Here is an 18,853-nt window from a genome sequence, read left to right on the forward strand (position 1 = left end):
TGTATAAATGTACGCCTCTACCAATGTATGTCTAGCAGATATTTAGTGAAATAGTATAACAATTAATAAAGGTTAAAAGTTCAACAAAATTACTTTTAACTTTTAATCGATTACTAGATAAATAAAAAGAAGTGGCAAAGCCACTTCCTAATTCCCAGGTAGAACCTAAGTTATGAGTATAACCACTACAAAAAATTGAAATAGTATAAACAAACACCAATTAACTGAATATCTCTATTTTCCTTGTTTCTAGGTGAGTAAATTATGATTTATATGCACGAAATAACTGTATATTTACATAAGTCTCATGATTGTAGTGCAGACTCAAGTTTCTCCAGTTCATCGCTCAGATGTGCCAGTTTTGTCTCTTCATCAAGAAATTGCTGTTCTAATTGAAACTTAACTGCCGTACCAGCTTCAATAGCTACAGCTTTTTTCATCTGCTTTAACTTCTCGCTGCGGATGTCAAACTCTGCCTGAAGTGCGTCTAGTTTTTGTTGCGATCGCCGTCGTTGTCCAGGAGTTAAGCTAGTAGAAACTGGAATAGTTTCAATAGTTGCTGCTTCACTAGATAAAAATTTACTTCCACCTGCGTAATAGCAAAGGGGAAAATTATCACCCAAATCTAGCACTTTATTTACAAACGGGTGCTGCGGCCCTGATGCTCTTTTTGGCACTTGGTCAAACAAGTAAACTAAAATATCAAGAATACGTGCATAGCCATCTTTATTTACCGCTGCTTTACCTTGCAAAGCTTCCAACAAACAATCTGTGAAAGCACTGTAGGGTTGACCTGTGTAAGAATATTCATCTTCTCGCGAAGAAGCAACCACAACTCGACCGCTTCCCGTTCCTAGCACATTTAGCAGTTCCGGGGGTAAGGGCGATTTAACAAAGGTTTCTCCTGATTCCTTCAAAGCTGGAACGCCACTTGCATGACAACAATCTAATGAAACTACGAGTTTACGGGCTGTAATTGCTTCAATCTTTTGGGTAAATTCTACACCTGAAATAGCTGTGTTTGCCCGTTGACTGGGGTCATAGCCGAATGGTACAAGGAAGTATTCATTGGTGCGCTGGATGCGTCCACCATGACCAGAGTAGTAAATGATGACAGTTGCATCAGAATTTTGATTTACTTGGGCAATGATTTGGTCAAAAGCTGCAAGGATATTTTGCCGAGTTGCAGAGGTTTCGGTTAGCAGTGTGACTTGTTCTGATGGATAGGCGGCGCGACTTGGGTCAATCAGTATATCTCGTATAGCCGTTGCATCTTTGACTGTGACTGGTAAATCAGCACCTACGCCAATGAGTAATGCATAACCGTTGGTAAAAGTTTGGTTTATCATAGGTGGGTGATAAATGCGATCGCCTTTTATACTCTATAACTTGTGGGGAAGTGCGATCGCTTTCAGTAGATATTTCACTATCGCTGGCATCCTTATCTTATTCACCGCTGCTTTCCTTTGCAAGGCTTTCAACAAGCAATCTGTGGAAGCATTATATCGTTTGCGTTGTGCTTAAGGTTGAATCGGCACAAACTCATAGTTGTCAGTGCCAGGTATTTGTTGAACTTTGACTAAGAAGATGGCATTATTTGTGCGATCTCCTGATGGTAAAAACTGAATCTTTCCCATTGCACCATCGACTGAAAAATTTGGATTATGCAACACCTTTTGTAATTCATCGCGTCTGTTGGTTCGTTGTAAACCTGCGATGATCGCCAAGGTTGCATCATAAGCCGTAGCTGTTCGCCAATTGACAGTTGCACCCCAAAGTTTTTGGGCTTTTTGCGGAAAGATGTTATTAGGAAATGCTGCGGGATACCAAGGTGCAGAGATTATCAGTCCGTTGATACCTCTGCCATTCTTTAAGGTTTCGTCAGTGAAAAGTGTAGGACTACCAAATACAGTCAACTGCCCTTGATTAGATTCTGCCACCGCTAGACCTTGTTTTATTTTGTCTATATAAAGACCTAACACCAAAGCATTAGCACCGCTACTTACAGCTTGAGAAATGACAGCACTAGGGTTAAAGTCATGGGCAGAAATATCGCACTCTGTAGAATTAATTTGACCGCCAGCAGCTTTTATCGCTTTAACAAACTCATTGTTAAACGACTGATTATCTATCCCTTGGTAATCAACACAGATAAGAAAATTGGTTTTGCCTGCTATTTTAATAGCGTAATTAGAGACGCTATCTGTTATAGATTTAACACTAGGAGCAGTGCGGAAGATATAACTGCCAAAACTGCTAAGGTTTTGGGCAAAACTGGTGGGAGAAATCATCACTAACCCATCTTTTTGATAGACTGGGGCTGCCGATAGAGAAGCATTACTAGAATTATGTCCCACGACAGCTAAGATGTTGGTATCTTTGCCAAACCGAGTGGCAAGCTGTGCAGATTCACTTGGATCGTTATCATCATTAGCGATCGCCACCTCTAAAACTTTACCATTGATACCGCCACTGCTATTCACTTCATCTTGAGCTTGAGCCACACCGCGTAGCATCTCTTTTGCTACATTTGGATTTGTCCCAATAGGTACACTCACAGCAATTTTAAGCCGATCTCCTTTCTGACGAGCCTTAGCATTATTCAAGTAAATCAATGCTTCTGGGTCTGTGCGGTTAGCTTTGCGATATAAATTTAACTTATCAATAGCAAGCTGACACTTACTCTCTAAAAATGCTTTAACTCCAGCTTCTTTATCTGAGTTTGTATCTTGTTTTAATAAAATTTCTTCACCCAGGCTAATTCTGTCATTCAAACTATACGTCTCTTTAGGACATAATGAGTTTTGTGGAAGTTGAGATGTTTGAAATCGAAAAAGGTATATTCCTGTGCCTCCAATAAGCATTCCTAGAGCTAATATAGATAAAAAAAATAGTGATGAAATTCTACTTCTTTTTAGCGCATTTTTATGGTTAGCGAGTTGCTCGAATAGCTCTGGAAGATTTGCTTTTATCTTTTCGGGAATAGGTAAATCAACTCCGGCAACCCATATTTTATTTTCTCCTTCTAAGATTTTGCTAATTTGAACTGTTGCAGCCTCCAAATTGCCACGGGCTAACTTTCCCATTCCGCGTGCATAACTGAGTAAAGGATCGAATTCAGCTAATGGTTGTGCAAATGTTTCTGTTAATGAGACGATTCTTATCAGTTCTGCTTCATTATTAAAATCCAATTTATCGAATTCCAATGCCAATTCATGAGCTACCTTATTAGGCTGCGTGTATGCTAAAGCTGTCCACTGCTGGGTTAGAGCAAAATCTTTAATATCTGGGTCTTTACTCTCAAGTTTCGGTCTTACATAGTCGAGTAAGAAGCTTGATAGTTCATTAATCCGCTGTTGACCAAATTTTTTATCTTCCTGCAAACGACTCAACAACAGATTTCGTACTGTTAAATCCATCTCGTATAGTTCATATCCGACTTCATTACACAAGCTTGAAACCAGCAAATCTGCTACTGCTACCCAAGGGATACCTAACACTTGGTCATCAATATCCCGTTGGAACTGAACCCATAGACGATACAACAAATCTGGTGTGAGTGCTAAGGGAAAAGCAGCATGATATGCTAAATATAGATGAGCTTTGCCGAGTTTTGCAAAAGACTCAATGCGTTGCTTGGCAATTTCTTCAAGTCTAATCTTGCTCATATTATTTGCCTCTCAAAGTTAGCAAAGCGTCCACGCAGTACAGCAATAGCATCCTGTAAACCTTGGTGGCTAAATTCAAACATGGGGACAAAATGGGCAATTTCTGCGGCTGTTGTACCAAGCCAACGCTTTCTTGGCATAGGATTAAGCCAAGCAACATAACGTACCCGTTGTTTTATTTGGGCAATAAATTGTTGAGTTAATTCGTAGCGTTCGTCGCTATATCTGCCACGAACAGCACCAGCATCACTAAAAATCAATACAGCAGTTCTATTTGAGCAAATATTGGTAACAATATTAGTGATTAATTCTGCTTGCTGATGATGAGGGTCGTGGTAAAGATATTCAATAGGGCAATTATGAAAGTAGTAAATTCCAGATTTGCCTAAACGTCCCCCACGCAAGGCAGTTTCTGCCAACCGCCGTGATAGCGAGTGGAAAGGCACCATTGAACCATCTTGGTCAATTAGTAAGAGTAATTCTGATTTATTCACTCGACGGGGTATGAATACAGGTTCAAGCAATAAACCTTGGCATCCAATCTGGTGAATAGTTGCTGCCATATCTAACTCTATTTTTGGCCCTTCACGTACTGGGTGGCGCAAGTAACGCCAAATTTGTTTCATTTGTCGCTCGGTTACAGGCAAATACTCGCTAGTCAAGACGAGGCGGGTGGAAACAGTTTCTTCATTTCTGTTAGTAGCTTCTAGAACTGCTTTGACTGCTTGTACCTCATCTTCTATCGTCTGGGTCAATTTTGCAGCCAGAGATGAATTAGCTGTAGGCGTTACTTGTGAATGCGAGATACTTTCAACAATGCGCTGTTGATTATTTCGCCTAACTAACCACCTAAAAATCATGGCTGTAACTAATAAAAAACTCCAAAAAAGCCAATCTGAATGGTTTGGGTTTGGGCTTGGGTTTGAGTTCGGCTTTGGTGTTTCAATTGCTTGGGGTGTTGGTTTTGTGGTTGAGGATGGTATCGGATCTGAGATTGGTGTTTGAATTGGCTCTGGTGTTTGAATTGGCTCTGGTGTTTGAATTGGCTCTGGTGTTTGAATTGGCTCTGGTGTTTGAATTGGCTTTTGTAAAAATAATCCAGCACCCAAGCCAATAGCAACTCCGATAAACCCCAAAATTACGTAGCGGGTAATCGGAGAAACTTGATGCTGTTCGGATTGTGTATGCAATGCTTCCGCAGTTGACAATCCAGGCTCATTACCTATTACCAGTTCAAAATGATCTTCAAACAGCTGCTTTTCTTCAGATGATTTGATCCACAAAGCCTGACACAGACGTTTCAAAGCAGCTTGGTCATTAATTCCAAAGCCGGCTTGCATCGCTTGTAGAACTAACTGATACTCCTCTATGCCAAGTGGTAAGCCAGCATCGCACAGTTTGGTAAACAGTTCCAGCAGAGGCAAATCATTCACATCCACGGCTTTGTCTCAAATAACGTAAATGGTCATCCCACCTTTTCAGCAACACGCCAGCATAAGGTATCTTGCCATCCAGTTTTGCCAGAGCTTCATCTTCAGGATAACGGCGCAGAACGCGAAACCAATCAATTAATTCGCTAGTGCTGACCTTTTTGCCAGCCTCCCCCTTGTCTTGTTGCATTTTCTCCCGCAGACGCCAGAAGCTATCTATGGCTTGCTTCACCAAAGCTTCGGGTGAAGTAGGAAACAGAGCATTAACAATTTCCATTAATCGCTCACGACTTGGAAATTCGACATAGTGAAACAAACATCGACGCAAGAAGGCATCCGGTAAATCCTTCTCATCATTACTGGTGATTAAAACAATTGGTGCTGCTTTGGCCTCAATTTCTTGTCCTGTTTCCTCCACAATGAATCGTTTTTGGTCTAATTCCAATAGCAAATCATTAGGAAAATCAATATCAGCTTTATCAATTTCATCAATTAACACTACCGTGCGCTGCTGTTGCTGAAATGCTCGTCCTAATGGCCCCCAGCGTACATAGCTAGTCGGGTCATCAATTCGCAGAATTTGTTCTCGTGTTAGGCGACTGGAGGTTGCAAGTTGGGCATCACGCAACCGTCCCACGGCATCGTAAATATACAAACCATCCCGCGCTCGACTGGTGGATTTAACATACCAAGCTTCTAATTTCAAATTTAGCTCGTAGGCAACTGCACTTGCCAGTAAAGTCTTCCCACATCCTGGTTCTCCCTTCAGTAGTAAGGGGCGTTCTAAGTAAATCGCCAAGTTCACCGCTTCTACCAGTTCGGGGTTAGGAAAATAGGGATATAAAAGCTGTCCGTTCGCGCCTCTTTCTCCTAACTGTGGCTGAACTTTACCTGTATATTCCAAGAGTTTTCCACCTACGGCTTGAACCATATTTGCTCCCATTCACAATTAGACAAGCGACAAATTTCTTGTAAGGCGGGTTCTGGAATGCCATTCTCACTTTTTTGGAGTATGTCACGTACTGCTTCATCTACCTCTACCTCTGTTGCCAAGTCAATTAACAGTTCCTCGGCTTCATACTTTATCCAAGTAACTAGCTCATTTTCGGAAAATTCGGTAATCATAGGTAGCTTAATAGGGGTATCCGGTTCCCAATCTGGGTTGAGTTGCTCTGCAAAAGAAATATTCCAACTGCCCACACAGCCCTCATTGTCAACCAAAAACATGAATAGCTGGAATTGATTGGTTTGTCTAGTAGTCTCCCTAGCTTTAGTCACCAATGGAAACCAGAACTTAAGGATCATTTCTTGCAAAAAAGCTTCAGACAGGTGATTCACATTGTCAAAAATCAGCAAGATGGTTTGAGTTCGCGACCATTTATACACTCTTTCTATAATGTCCGAGTTTGAGCTTCCCCAACCAAGACCGACCCCATAACTGAGTTCACGCCATAGTGCAGCAACATCACTTCTACGGGCAATGCGGGTAAGGTTAATTACCACTCTCTTAGCGTTAACGTTCTTGCTAACATACTTTGACACCAACCGATTCAATAACCAGCCTTGTCCATACCACAGTGAGCCATGAATCAGGAAAGCTGCTACAGAATGAGTTTTAATAAATTGTCGGAATGCTCCCGTCTGAGTTTGATATCCCAATTTCAATAAAGCACGATACACCCTTCCACTAGATAAAGCTTGTTCTAATGCATCAAGCTGTTGAGTTAGTTCGTTGAGTTGTGTTTCAGTTTGTTCAATTTCCTTTTCCAGTTGGAAGCGAATGGCTGTGCTTGCCTGGATCGCCCAATCACGCCGTAGCATTTTTTCCTTTTCTATCAGTAAATCATATTGCTGTTCTAATGCTTGGCGTCTACGCTCTAAGTACTGTTCATCGGACATTCAATTACTTTTTTAGTGAATAATCTTTACTCAAAAGGAGTAGCCAGAACGCCTTTTGTTTCAATAGCTGAAACATCATTCTGACGATAGATGTAACTTATGTAGTTTCTTATAAAAGTAATTTACCACTTCCAGACCTACTATAAAAATCTGGTTTAGATAGTCCGCTTTTGCCTAAGCCAGCAAATTAGATGTTTAGCAGCCGATCATTGCTCACTTGAATTCAATACAACGATAACTTCTGTAAGTGTGATTCCCAAAGGTTTCCAATGGGGATTGGTGGAAGAAAAAGTAGAATCCCCAGACACTGCTTGGTAGTCATTGGGGAACTTTTTGTAACCATTAGGAGCAGCATCTACTCGCAAGATGACTTTACCTTGATAACGGGATAATTTACTACTATCCAACAAAATCGTACCACCGTAATCCCAGGCTAATCCATAGAGTTTAAAGTTACCTAACTTGTTGCGTAACTCACTTAAGGGAGTTCCCACTCCAATACCTTCGCGGGTTTTCCAAGCTGAACCCAGGTTACGCACATCTAGAGGTTTGGTACGAGTATTATCACTCCAAATTACTAGTAGCGATCGCCCCTGATTTAGATTTAACTGAGTAGCTGCAAAATTACCTATTCCTTCAGCACCAGAGATAGTTTTATCAACGAGACGGGATGCACCAAACAGTTTGACTAAATCCTGCTTGGTGGTTGTGCGTGTTATCGGGCCGACTCTTTCCCCAGGAACAATCAAGGTGTCTTTTAAAGGTTGTGATTTAGCAATAGTAACTGGATGATTGATTTTCTGGGGTAGTGCAAAGGCTGGGTTTGCCAAATAGTTTAGCAGTAAAGCTAAAGTAGCTGTAGCAATCCCTTTGATCGATGAATTCATAGGTTCTATTATTGGGTAGAAGAATATGAGTTAAAAGCGCTCATAGTTTAACTACTACAATTTCCCAATTATAGATTCCCGATTTTCCAAAACTTTTATTTCATCGCTCTAGTTGCGTTTAAAATTGCTAGCATTGCTACTCCAACATCAGCAAATACAGCTTCCCACATTGTTGCTATCCCGAAAATACCCAATCCAATAAATACACCTTTAATTGCTAACGCAAACCCAATATTTTGCCAAACAATTTTGCGAGTTTTTCTGGCGATTTGGATTGCTTCTGCAACTTTGGATGGTGCATCTGTCACGATTACAATATCGGCAGTTTCTATCGCTGCATCTGAGCCTAATCCACCCATTGCCATACCAACATCTGCTCTAGCAATCACTGGGGCATCATTAATTCCATCCCCAACAAAGGCAACTTTACCATGCTTGCCAGCGGTACTGAGTAATTTCTCAACGGCATTAACTTTTTCTTCAGGTAATAACTCTGCTTCGTAGGTATCTATGCCAAGCTGTTGGGCAATTCGGGAAGCGATCGCGTGATTATCTCCTGTCAACATGACTGTTCTCTCTACACCCATGCGCTTGAGTGCTTGAATAGCAAGTCTTGCATCTTCTTTGAGTTCATCAGCAATCACAATATATCCAGCGTAAATATTATCCACTGCTAAGTGAATAACTGTTCCCTCTAACTGGCAATTATCGTGAGAAATATTCTCTCTATGTAATAGGCGATCGCTTCCCGCTATTACTACCCTATTTTCAATCTTGGCTCGAATTCCATAGCCTGCTATTTCTTCATAATCTCCGATCTCAAATTCATCGATTTTTCCACCATAAGCCTTGCAGATAGATTGTGCAATGGGATGATTTGAGTGCGATTCTACTTTGGCGGCTAATTGCAGCAACTCTTGTTCATTCCAACCATTTAATGGTACTATCTCTACTACTTTGAATACACCTTTAGTTAACGTTCCAGTTTTATCAAACACAACTGTATTAACTGCATTTAAAGTATCTAAGAAAGTAGAGCCTTTAACCAAAATACCACGTTTAGCCGCACCTCCTACACCTCCAAAGTAACCTAATGGAATACTGATAACGAGTCCACAGGGACAGGAGATAACTAGTAAAATTAGGGCACGATAAACCCATTCGGAAGAAGTTGCACCCGAAATGAATAAAGGAGGTAATATTGCAACTGCTAGAGATGTAAAAACTACGATTGGTGTATAATATCGGGCAAATTTAGTAATAAACTTTTCTGTTGCTGCTTTTTTACTTTTGGCATTTTGCACCAAGTCTAAAATCTTGGCGATGGAAGATTCATCAAATAGTTTTGTGACTCTAATGACGAGCGCACCTATTTTATTGATCGTCCCAGCGAAAACTGTTTCTCCTGTTCTTACCGTTCGCGGTACAGATTCTCCAGTTAATGCAGATGTATCAACTTGCGAATTCCCATCTATAATTTCGCCATCTAAGGGAATCTTTTCTCCCGGCTTGACAACGATAATCTCCCCAATATTTACTGTTTCTGGCGATACTTTTTTCAGTTCTCCCTCTATTTGGATATTTGCATAGTCCGGGCGGATTTCCAATAATGATTTTATCGAATTACGGGAGCGACTGATCGCAATATCTTGAAACAATTCTCCAATTTTGTAAAACAACATGACTCCGACAGCTTCGGGTAATTTATGAATTGCGATCGCCCCTAATGTCGCTACTGTCATTAAAAACGTTTCATCAAATATTCTACCTCTAACTATATTGCGTCCAGCAGTTTTTAAAACACTCCATCCACTTAATAAATAAGCAGGAATAAAAAGTAGATATTCTCCTATTGAGTAGAATGTATTGTGTAATTGATTTTCAAAAATTACACCAGGCGCATATAAACTTAAAATTGCTACCAAAGGTAATATCTCATTTTTGAGATTGAATTCTCCACCGTGTTCGTGATTGTGGTCATGGTTATGATTCTGATCATGATTGTGATTATGAGCATGGTTATGATTCTCGTGATGGTCATGTTCACAGCTGCAACAATCTGAAGATTCTGAATGTACTTTCTGCTTCATTTTTTCTATGTAGGCTAGTAAATTAGTTGAGATATGAGCCTTTTTTTAAATGTAATAAAAAAAAGAAGTTTTTACAAGTTGATATTTTAAGAATGAGAATCTATCTCAATCTGTTTCAGTTAGGGTTTTTGATGAAAATTCTAGATATCTAAAGAGGCGATAAATCGCTGTCAAAATGATAGACTGATGATTGTAGAGACGGCAATTTATCACGTCTCTTGTCTTAACCGAACAGTAAGTATTAGAATCTATCTCGAATTTATTGCTAAATACATCAACTATCTTTTGATTAAAATTAAGATTTTTAATCAAAAAATAGCTATGGCGGCTTTCAATTGTATAGAATTATGTAAAATATAACTTTTGTTCGTAGTGAGCGATTTATCGCTCTGTATAAGAATTTAAAAATTTCAAGGGCTAAAGGTGCAGATTACTAGCTCTAATTTAATTAATCTCTTATACTTGCATCAAGCAAATAATCACCATCGTAGGAATATACAACGGATTTAAATTTGCTGAATTACATAACGTTACGTCTAAAAGCTAGATATCAAGCCTGTTTGATTGCTGAATTATCATGTAGTAAATAATTTACGATCCAACTGGTGTAGAGATGGAACTTTTTTGAGTAACAAGTGTCTTTCTAGCTATTCTCAGGAAAAATTCACTTGAAGTTTGAAAGTGAATCGAATACCCTAAACTAGTAGATAAATTTTTCAAGGAAATCTATGAACAAAAAAATTCTTCTGAATTTGCTTTCCACGTCCTCAATTTTTGTGTCGATGATGTCTACGCTGGTGGCATTTCATCCTGCCCATGCTAGTGGTAGCATTACACAGCGATTGATGCACACACAAGACGGTCGTACCTGTATCACTAACCCACATGGTGGAAACGATTTTGTCTGCATTCGAGATTCAGAGAGAAAGAAACCGTATACCTCATCTGCACGTTCCTCGACCATTGTCACATCAGTATCAGATCGGAATGTTGCGATGTTGAACTTTACTGAAGAGGAAAGCGATGCTGCAATTAAGGTCTTTGGTTGCGACTGTCCATTGTGTGTAAATTCTTTGCGTCAGTTGCGCGGTACTGGAAACTTGGTTTACTAAGGTTGAATAGCGCTGATAGCGACTATAACTTTTGTTAGATACACCTCATTAATCATGTGTAAAAGATATACAAAACCAAAAAAGCATTTTTAACTACGTACCACTACTATTATTTGGCCAAATGTAAATTCATTGTTGGGACGATTTGTAAGGGCAATTTATGGATTGCCCCTACAGCGTCTTTTTTTGTGTAAGTACTGAGAGAAAAAGACTATTCAACTACCTCATTCACAGGGAATCTATCAATTAACTGCATCGCCCGATAGGCATTACGCTGGAAAGAGTCTGGCAAATGGGGGACGTGGGGTATCTGCGACAATAAATCCAACGTCCGGCGTAAAATTCTCACCACATCGCCTTCATCTAAAGTGGTTTTCTCACAGAGTTCTGTCCACTCGATTCCTAGCGCCCATTGTTCCACGATCGCAATTAACTTGTTCTCTTGTTCCTGTTCCTTTTTCTCTGTTCCCTGTTCCAACCATATAGGCAAAGCTACGTTATAACGCCGTTGTAGTTGGAACATTTGGCGGCGAATTCCCTGCAATTTTTTCAAGGCTTCTGTCACTTCATTACTAAGCTTAAAGTAAACCTTGCTATCTGGACGGGGCGTTTCCATCACCAAAGCTGCTGCTGCTGCTGCTAAATGCTGCGGATCTAAGTTGTCCAATTCACCACTAGCGAATACTAAACCTAGCCACAATTCATTTTCACCTCGAATGGCGGCAGCGATTCGCCCTAATACTGTGGGGACTAAGTTATCTAAAGCGCCAAAGTGTTGCAGAATTGAGATTAAATTCACAAACTCTTCCCAATGACGTTGTGACTGTTGCTCTACTTGCCCTTGCAACTGTTCAAGTTCGGCTTCTAGTTCCACATAGCGGGCGCGGCGCTTAAAAAGCGTTGCAGCATTGCCTGATTGATGTAGGGGATGAGCTTCTAATTGCTCTTGGACGGCGGTAGTGCGACTGAGTTGTTCTGCTACTTCTGGTGCCAGATGCAATGATTCTATCGGATCGGGAATATGGGCAGCGATCGCAAAGGTTTCTTGATTACCCCGGCGCGACTGTCCTGGTTTCAATGGCATCTCTGGCGGTGGCAGGATATCAGGTGGCACTTCAATTCGCGGCAGTTCGGCATACAAATCGACTACATCCCCTGTGGTTGCCACATACCAACGGTTATCGTGTCCCAAGCATACCAAGTAAGGAGCTTGACCAGAACCAGGCGATTTGCCTACTAACACTGCGGTTACGGGTGTAGACACTGTGATGTTTTTACCTTTGAGACTCAACAGAGTTCCTGACACTGCAAATCCCAACATCATCCCCAATTCTTCTTGTCTATCTTCCTGCGCTTGCTCTTGCAAGGTTTTCAATATCTGGCGTTCTACTTTTAAGCGTTGCCGCAATTTCTCATAAACAGCCAGTTCATTTTCATCAACTGCGGCGATTTGCTCGTGAAGTTGAGCTAATTGTGTTTGTAGTTCGGCAATCTCATCGTATTCTGGTCTTAAATGCAAGGTGGCCATGTACTGCCCAAAGCTGCGTTCTATCAGTTCCCTGGTTTGCTCTAGAGTGTGCGTTTGCAGCAAGTTGAGTACCATGCCATAACTGGGCGTAAACTGGCTTACAAGGGGGTCTGGCTTGGATGTTCCCAAATACGCCGCTTCTTTAGCTCCTTCAAAGGGAGTTTGGACTGTCACCACATGACCTTGTTTATCCATCCCTCGACGGCCTGCCCGTCCCGCCATTTGCAAGAATTCGGAAGCGTTCAACAGGCGGTGTCCAGTATCGGTACGCTTGGAAAGGGTAGAAATGACCGTTGTCCGGGCGGGCATATTAATTCCCGCTGCGAGTGTCTCAGTGGCGAATACTACTTTAATCAGCCCTTGCTGAAATAGTTCTTCTACCAGTGCTTTCCAAGCAGGTAAAATTCCAGCGTGGTGGGCAGCAATTCCTCGGTATAGGGGGGCAATTTGTCCAGAACGCCCAGCTTCGGGATTGCGGGCTAAAAAGTCATCAATCTGTTGCCGCAAAATCTGAGACTCTTCATTATTTACTAGCCATAAATCACCCACTTCCGCCACCGCTTTATCACATCCCCGACGGCTGAAGATAAAGTAAATTGCTGGTAGCATATCCCGTTGTTCTAACTGGCTCAAGGTATAAATTATACCCGGAGCTTCAGGTCTGCCATTTCTCCCTCTGTCCCTTTCTCCCCCTTTCCCCTTCTTCTTCTGAAGTCTGGGGTTAATTTTGGTTTTGCTATCATTTAGCAGGGGGAATAACCCTTTAGGATTACAAAAGTGAAATTCTAAGGGTACTGGGCGAAAATCGGAGTAAATCAGGTCAGTTGGCCCGTGAACGCGATTTAGCCAATCGGTGAGTTGATCGCTATTGGCAACCGTTGCTGAGAGGGCTGCCAGTTGCACTTCACGGGGACAATAGATGATTGATTCTTCCCAAACTGTACCGCGCTGGCGATCGTTCATGTAGTGGCACTCATCAAGTATCACCGCTTCCACGTCAACCAATGAAATGCCTACTTGCCCAATGGGTGTACCATAGAGCATATTTCGGAAAATTTCTGTGGTCATCACTAAAATCGGTGCATCCCTGTGAATGGAAGCATCTCCAGTTAACAGTCCGACTTGATCAAACCCGAATTTTTCTCGAAAGTCACGTAATTTTTGATTCGACAGCGCTTTTAGGGGAGTGGTATAAAATACACGTTTTCCTCGCGCCAAGGCGCGATAAATGGCGTATTCCCCGACTAATGTTTTGCCCGAACCGGTGGGGGCACACACAACAACGGAGCGTCCAGCGTTCAGGGACGCGATCGCTTCTTTTTGAAACTGATCCAGATCAAAGGGAAATATAGTCCCTAAGTCAAGTTCTGGAGACGGTGCAGGATAATTCACTCAATCACATTTGCAACCAGATTGTTTACTATACTAACGAGTCTTTTGTCAACTTCGTTATTAGTCATTTGTCATTAGTCATTAGTTTTTCACAAAGGATAAAGGACAAATGACAAAGGACTCTTAAATTATTTTCCCAGTTCTTGCGATCGCTCTGTGGCAGCTTTGACTGCTTCAATTAAAGCGGAACGAAATCCTGCCTGTTCTAGCTTGGCAATCCCGGCAATGGTTGTACCGCCGGGACTGGTAACGCGATCTTTGAGTTCTGCTGGGTGCATTTTGGTTTCCTGCAATAGTTTCGCTGTTCCTAGTACGGTTTGCAAGGCTAGTTGATTGGCAATTGCTCTAGGTAAACCTGCGGCGACTCCGCCATCTGCAAGTGCTTCTACCATGAGCGCCACGTAAGCGGGGCCGCTACCAGATAGCCCTGTAACTGCATCCATCAGCCCTTCTGAAACTTCCACGACTTCCCCCACAGCAGAAAAAACTTGCTGTGCTATTTGGTGATGCTTGGCATTGGTATATGCACCTAAACAAATCGCGGTAACTCCTGCTCCCACTGTTGCCGGGGTGTTGGGCATTGCTCTAATCACTGGCAATTGCACAAATGCAGCTTCTAGCTGACTTAACGGCACACCCGCCAAAATAGAAATGATTAGAGGTGAATGTTTTCTATTAAGAATATCAATATCTGCTAATTCTTGAGCGATCGCACTAAATACCTGCGGTTTCACTGCCAAAAATAGAACTTCTTTTGCTTCCGTGAAAACCTGACTATTATCTGTCGTCACAGCAACACCGTATTGCTGCTTTAAAAAATCTAGGCGTGAAGATAGCGGTTCGCTAACTATGACTTCTGATGATTGATAAATTCCAAGCACTATAAGGCGGGATAAGAGCGCTTCTCCCATTACCCCACCACCAATTAAGCCAAATTTTATAGTCATTAGTCATTGGTCATTAGTCATTGGTCATTAGTCGTTTGTCATTTGTCACCATGAGCAAAACCCAGGACAAATGACAAAGGACAAAGGACTAACTACTAATTTAACTTTATTGTGCCATCCGGTTAGTTTCGTTGCCCCAGGTTTGATTTGGAGTACCTGTAGTAGGACGGGAAGGACGTACTGGTGGTTGTGGTACTTCATGAAGAACGCCACCTTGGGTACTAACTTGGACACAACTTGGTGTAAACAAAAAGATGCTTTCACCGATGCGCTCTTGATGTCCATCTAGTGCGTAAGTACCACCTGCAACAAAATCTACTGCTCGTTGAGCTTGATCGGGGTCCATGATTGTCAGATTTAATACCACTGACTTGCGTTCGCGCAACGCTTGAATCGCCTGGGGCATTTCTTCAAAGGTGCGTGGTTCGAGTACTAAAACTTCCGAAATTCCGTTAATTGCTCCTGGCATACCAATCACATTCCCCATTGGCTTTGAACCTGCTGTCATATCATCTCCCATTGTAGGCACTGGTTCCCGCCAGCGTCGATTTTGAGCGGCTGGACTCTCTTGTGGTGCTGGCTGGGGATTTTCTTGCTGATACAGATTTTGATAATTATTATTATCTGTTTCTGGTTCTTCTTCGTAATACTCGTATTCCACTTGCTCATTTAGACCCACAAAGTCTCTGAGTTTGGAAAAAATGTTGTTCATTGTGTGTGTACTCTCCTGGTGCGAATAGCCTGTATTGACTTGGCTGAGGATTAGTTGAGATAGGAGCGACCGCTACATCGGTGGATACTTCAGCAAGTGTATTGCTATTTGTAGCTCATACTACGCGTTTTGGCGATGAACTGACACTTATTGGAAAGGTCTGTGCATCGCCTAAACATAATAATGAGTCAAAATTATATCCTAAGGTTTATCCGAAGGAAACTTCTTTATACCCCATTTTCCCTTGGCGATTGCTCTTGTCAATACTATATCCTTTGTTTCTAATTGCACCAGTCTGTTACAAAATTCTTGTCAACAAATCCTTAGCTTCGATTAATACTGCCCTACAAGGCTGATGATTAATCGGCTAATAACGATCGCCAAACAAGATTGTTCCTAATCGTACCATCGTTGCGCCTGCTTGCACTGCCAGTTCGTAGTCGCCTGACATACCCATAGATAGGTGCTGCATTTTAATATGCGACCAATTTTGCTCCTGGATTTCTTTGGCTAGCTCACGATTGAGATTAAACACACTGAGAATTTCGGAATCTTTTAATCCTGATGGCGGAATTGTCATCAAACCTTGAATTTGTAAACTTTTGTATTGATCGAGTGTGGGTAAATCAGCCAAAAGTTCTTCCACACTCCAGCCAGACTTGTTGGGGTCGGGGAGAATTTTCACTTGCAGGCAAACCTGGGGACTCACTCCTAGCTGTTGCGCCAATTGGTCTAAGCGCTGTGCCAGCTTCAAATTATCCACGGAGTGAATCCAAGGGAAATGCTCAATGGCTTTTTTGGCTTTATTGCTTTGCAAATGTCCAATAAAGTGCCAGGTAATATCCGGTAAGTCTTGCAACTCGGCTTGTTTGCTGGCAGCTTCTTGGATACGACTTTCCCCAAAATCACGAATTCCTGCGTTGTATGCAGACCGAATGGCCTGGGCAGAAACTTGCTTGCTAACAGCAATCAATTTGACTGATGTTGGCAGTGAGGAACGAATGGAAAGAATACGTTCGGAAATCGAACTGTTCATTGGAAGGTGCGCTGGAAAACACTCTGAAGCTGATCGTACTCCTGAGAATGCCCACTGCGCCGCAGGGTACGTAAGCGATTTTCCAACATCATTCTCGCCTCAGTACGTCCTAGAGACTGGAATTTGACACCTTTAACGTCATTTGCCACCAAAAAAAATAAGCGCTGGGCATAAAGTGTGGTGAACAAATCCTGGTTTTCATCAACCATACAGATTTTGTAGAGTAAACCCCAAGTTGGATGGTTTATGTAAGTTTCTGCGTTTTCTGGATTCATTTAAGAGTCAAGGTGTAGTCAAGGTGGAAGTATATATATCTTTTCGCAGTAAATTCCAAACATTCAGACGATAATACCAACATTCGTCAGAATATTTGGTTAAAATGCGAAGCTGCGGTTACGAAGACCTCGATCTAGTTCTTAATGGGCAGATGAAGCTAGTGGTAGTGAAGCGCAATGGTACAACAAAAGCCGCGAAGCGTAGATTCAAAGAGTAGAGGCTGTTCGACAAATATCACCAAAGCAGATGGTGATTTTAATTTACTAATCTGTACGGATAAGGCACAAAATATTCCCGATCCTCTTGTTGAAAGCTCGACGTAGGAAGGAAAAACACCCTTTGAAGTTCCCAACGGCAACGACGAATTTTTCAACTTCTTTCCATACTGCCACAACTGTCGCTGAATGGCACAAAATTGGGATTAGGGATTGGGGACTGGGGATTGGGTACTGGGTACTGGAAATAAAAATATTATTTATGCAAAAGGTCTATTGATTATCCAGTATTTTCAGTGGTGGAATTTGTGCCTGAGCGTTGTGCAGAGATTCATAAGCGTGTCGGTCAAAAGTATTGAGATTAGTTTGTAGTGTTCGCGCAAGGCTGGTTGTTACCTAAAATCTACAGGAAATGCTAGGGGATCAATTTTATGGTGCGTGGCTATTCAAATTACCCTACCATATTGTTACCTATAGCTCAATACTGTTCGGTTAAGGCAAGAGACGCGATGAATCGCCGTCTCTACAATAATCAGTCTTTGGTAGAGACGGCGATTTAATGTTTTACTTCTGACTCCTGAATTCTGCTGTATTGCCTCTTACCATTTTCTCGGCGCAAAATTACGCCTGAGTTCCTATAGCTAGTCGTATTCCCCAGAATAAGATTAAAGTTGCGATCGCCAGCCAGTCACGCCCTTTTAATCGTAAGTCGTGCCACTGCACCCGATGCTCGTTGGGACTGGTAAAACCCCGTACCATCATAGCATTTGCCATTTGATCGGCTCGTAAGAGCAGATTTTCCAAAAGCCTCTCTGCAACTGTCATCCAAACCTTGAATGCTCCTTTTAATCCCAGCTTTTTCCAATTAATTGCCCTTGTCATCACGGAGCGAAATAAGTTTTGCACTTCTTCTAAAACCAAGGGGATAAAGCGCAAGGACAAGGTTAAAGTCAAAGCAATTTCTGTGACAGGCAACTTAAAGCGTCGCAAGGGTTGCATTAGGCTTTCTATACCAGATGTGATTTCTTCTGGTGCAGTTGTCAGCAGATAGAGGTTGGTGCTGTAAATTACGGTAAATATAAGTGTACTCAGACGTACTGCCAAACTCAATGAGTAGCGAGTTACTTTAACCGGGCCTTTGTGAAATAGCACATAGCTGTATGCTTTTTTCTCGGCTGGTGGCTCTTTAATATTATTAGAATTTGCTGGCTGGGTTAAGATTTGTTCATTAGCTGGCAGACGTGACTGATAATCTACACCTAGTCCATCAGGACTGATGGCTGCGATCGCTAGCACAAAAAAAGATAGCATTAATAACCAACCCATTTGCTGCTGCCATACGCGTCGAGGAATTCTGGCAATCAAGGTGGCAAGAATCAATACTACCACCAGCAGCACCCGCCAAAAGTTGTTGGCTAAAACATAGCTTGTTAAAAAGCTCATCAACCAAGCGAACTTGACTCGCGGATCGATTTTATGTAGCCAAGTTTGGGGTTGTTCTAAATAAAGTCCAAGTGGCAGCGATCGCAATAAATCCATTTTAGAGTTATAGAGTTAGGAGTTAGGAGTGAGGAGTTAGGAGTTTTGACTTTAACTCATAACTTTTACCTTGTGCCGCTATCAAACTCAAGTCGATAGGGTTCTGTAGTTAGCAATTTTGG

General features: G+C 41.8%; 16 protein-coding genes. 3 read left to right on the forward strand and 13 right to left on the reverse strand.

The features are described from left to right. Positions 1-305: 305 nt before the first annotated feature. Positions 306-1,349: a caspase family protein gene (locus V7K44_RS04270; protein WP_334928955.1), complete on the reverse strand. Its 1,044-nt coding sequence runs from the start codon at positions 1,347-1,349 to the stop codon at positions 306-308. A gap of 13 nt (positions 1,350-1,362) precedes the next feature. Here V7K44_RS04270 and V7K44_RS04275 point away from each other — a divergent pair, with 13 nt between their 5' ends. Next, positions 1,363-1,524: a hypothetical protein gene (locus V7K44_RS04275; RefSeq protein WP_334928957.1), complete on the forward strand. Its 162-nt coding sequence runs from the start codon at positions 1,363-1,365 to the stop codon at positions 1,522-1,524. Here V7K44_RS04275 and V7K44_RS04280 read toward each other — a convergent pair. From V7K44_RS04280 to V7K44_RS04305, 6 genes are all read right to left on the reverse strand, one after another. Further along, positions 1,521-3,668: an ABC transporter substrate-binding protein gene (locus V7K44_RS04280; RefSeq protein ID WP_334928959.1), complete on the reverse strand. Its 2,148-nt coding sequence runs from the start codon at positions 3,666-3,668 to the stop codon at positions 1,521-1,523. The two genes, V7K44_RS04275 and V7K44_RS04280, sit on opposite strands and share 4 nt — an antisense overlap. Beyond that, entirely contained in the window at positions 3,665-5,107 is a 1,443-nt protein-coding gene (locus V7K44_RS04285) for a hypothetical protein (protein ID WP_334928961.1), read from the reverse strand. Before V7K44_RS04285 ends, V7K44_RS04280 begins: the two co-directional genes overlap by 4 nt. After that, on the reverse strand, positions 5,094-6,029 hold the full coding sequence (locus tag V7K44_RS04290; RefSeq protein WP_334928963.1) for an AAA family ATPase: 936 nt from the start codon (positions 6,027-6,029) through the stop codon (positions 5,094-5,096). Before V7K44_RS04290 ends, V7K44_RS04285 begins: the two co-directional genes overlap by 14 nt. Then, a complete protein-coding gene (locus tag V7K44_RS04295) occupies positions 6,014-6,997 on the reverse strand; it encodes a hypothetical protein (protein WP_334928965.1) in 984 nt (327 codons plus the stop codon). The genes V7K44_RS04290 and V7K44_RS04295 overlap by 16 nt, the downstream gene beginning before the upstream one ends. Positions 6,998-7,203: 206 nt before the next feature. Continuing rightward, positions 7,204-7,884, reverse strand: a complete 681-nt coding sequence (locus V7K44_RS04300; RefSeq protein WP_334928967.1) for a hypothetical protein — start codon at positions 7,882-7,884, stop codon at positions 7,204-7,206. Between the two features lie 95 nt (positions 7,885-7,979). Continuing rightward, complete coding sequence (locus V7K44_RS04305; RefSeq protein ID WP_334928969.1) at positions 7,980-9,974, reverse strand: heavy metal translocating P-type ATPase; 1,995 nt, start codon at positions 9,972-9,974, stop codon at positions 7,980-7,982. 728 nt (positions 9,975-10,702) lie between these two features. On the opposite strand from V7K44_RS04305, the gene V7K44_RS04310 reads away from it, so the two are divergent. Continuing rightward, positions 10,703-11,086, forward strand: coding sequence for a hypothetical protein (locus V7K44_RS04310; RefSeq protein WP_334928971.1), 384 nt, complete (start codon positions 10,703-10,705; stop codon positions 11,084-11,086). Between the two features lie 211 nt (positions 11,087-11,297). Here the strand turns inward: V7K44_RS04310 and V7K44_RS04315 are convergent, their stop codons facing one another. The 5 genes from V7K44_RS04315 to pipX all read right to left on the reverse strand — a co-directional run bounded on the left by V7K44_RS04315 (position 11,298) and on the right by pipX (position 16,976). Continuing rightward, a complete protein-coding gene (locus V7K44_RS04315) occupies positions 11,298-14,006 on the reverse strand; it encodes a DEAD/DEAH box helicase (RefSeq protein WP_334928973.1) in 2,709 nt (902 codons plus the stop codon). Between the two features lie 128 nt (positions 14,007-14,134). Next, complete coding sequence (gene proC, locus V7K44_RS04320; RefSeq protein ID WP_334928975.1) at positions 14,135-14,953, reverse strand: pyrroline-5-carboxylate reductase; 819 nt, start codon at positions 14,951-14,953, stop codon at positions 14,135-14,137. A 106-nt stretch (positions 14,954-15,059) separates the two neighbouring features. Then, positions 15,060-15,665 (reverse strand): cell division protein SepF, encoded by a 606-nt coding sequence (locus tag V7K44_RS04325; RefSeq protein ID WP_322659462.1) that lies wholly within the window; start codon positions 15,663-15,665, stop codon positions 15,060-15,062. A 367-nt stretch (positions 15,666-16,032) separates the two neighbouring features. Then, positions 16,033-16,701: a YggS family pyridoxal phosphate-dependent enzyme gene (locus V7K44_RS04330; protein WP_334928977.1), complete on the reverse strand. Its 669-nt coding sequence runs from the start codon at positions 16,699-16,701 to the stop codon at positions 16,033-16,035. Next, complete coding sequence (gene pipX / locus V7K44_RS04335) at positions 16,698-16,976, reverse strand: transcriptional coactivator PipX (RefSeq protein WP_069068710.1); 279 nt, start codon at positions 16,974-16,976, stop codon at positions 16,698-16,700. The genes V7K44_RS04330 and pipX overlap by 4 nt, the downstream gene beginning before the upstream one ends. Before the next feature lie 647 nt (positions 16,977-17,623). Between pipX and V7K44_RS04340 the strand changes: the two genes are divergently transcribed. After that, positions 17,624-17,752 (forward strand): hypothetical protein, encoded by a 129-nt coding sequence (locus tag V7K44_RS04340; protein ID WP_334928979.1) that lies wholly within the window; start codon positions 17,624-17,626, stop codon positions 17,750-17,752. Positions 17,753-17,813: 61 nt separating this feature from the next. On the opposite strand, the gene V7K44_RS04345 is transcribed toward V7K44_RS04340, so the two are convergent. After that, a complete protein-coding gene (locus V7K44_RS04345; RefSeq protein WP_334695429.1) occupies positions 17,814-18,731 on the reverse strand; it encodes an energy-coupling factor transporter transmembrane component T family protein in 918 nt (305 codons plus the stop codon). Positions 18,732-18,853 lie beyond the last annotated feature (122 nt).

Source organism: Nostoc sp. (genome assembly GCF_036917235.1).
In the GTDB taxonomy this organism is placed as follows: Bacteria; Cyanobacteriota; Cyanobacteriia; order Cyanobacteriales; family Nostocaceae; genus Nostoc.

Excerpts from the sequence above, each read along its gene's own strand:
- V7K44_RS04270 (WP_334928955.1), bottom strand. The coding sequence starts at position 1,349 with ATGATAAACCAAACTTTTACCAACGGTTATGCATTACTCATTGGCGTA.
- V7K44_RS04275 (WP_334928957.1), top strand. The coding sequence starts at position 1,363 with ATGCGATCGCCTTTTATACTCTATAACTTGTGGGGAAGTGCGATCGCT.
- V7K44_RS04280 (WP_334928959.1), bottom strand. The coding sequence starts at position 3,668 with ATGAGCAAGATTAGACTTGAAGAAATTGCCAAGCAACGCATTGAGTCT.
- V7K44_RS04290 (WP_334928963.1), bottom strand. The coding sequence starts at position 6,029 with ATGGTTCAAGCCGTAGGTGGAAAACTCTTGGAATATACAGGTAAAGTT.
- V7K44_RS04295 (WP_334928965.1), bottom strand. The coding sequence starts at position 6,997 with ATGTCCGATGAACAGTACTTAGAGCGTAGACGCCAAGCATTAGAACAG.
- V7K44_RS04300 (WP_334928967.1), bottom strand. The coding sequence starts at position 7,884 with ATGAATTCATCGATCAAAGGGATTGCTACAGCTACTTTAGCTTTACTG.
- V7K44_RS04305 (WP_334928969.1), bottom strand. The coding sequence starts at position 9,974 with ATGAAGCAGAAAGTACATTCAGAATCTTCAGATTGTTGCAGCTGTGAA.
- V7K44_RS04310 (WP_334928971.1), top strand. The coding sequence starts at position 10,703 with ATGAACAAAAAAATTCTTCTGAATTTGCTTTCCACGTCCTCAATTTTT.
- proC (WP_334928975.1), bottom strand. The coding sequence starts at position 14,953 with ATGACTATAAAATTTGGCTTAATTGGTGGTGGGGTAATGGGAGAAGCG.
- V7K44_RS04325 (WP_322659462.1), bottom strand. The coding sequence starts at position 15,665 with ATGAACAACATTTTTTCCAAACTCAGAGACTTTGTGGGTCTAAATGAG.
- V7K44_RS04330 (WP_334928977.1), bottom strand. The coding sequence starts at position 16,701 with ATGAACAGTTCGATTTCCGAACGTATTCTTTCCATTCGTTCCTCACTG.
- pipX (WP_069068710.1), bottom strand. The coding sequence starts at position 16,976 with ATGAATCCAGAAAACGCAGAAACTTACATAAACCATCCAACTTGGGGT.
- V7K44_RS04340 (WP_334928979.1), top strand. The coding sequence starts at position 17,624 with ATGGTGCGTGGCTATTCAAATTACCCTACCATATTGTTACCTATAGCT.
- V7K44_RS04345 (WP_334695429.1), bottom strand. The coding sequence starts at position 18,731 with ATGGATTTATTGCGATCGCTGCCACTTGGACTTTATTTAGAACAACCC.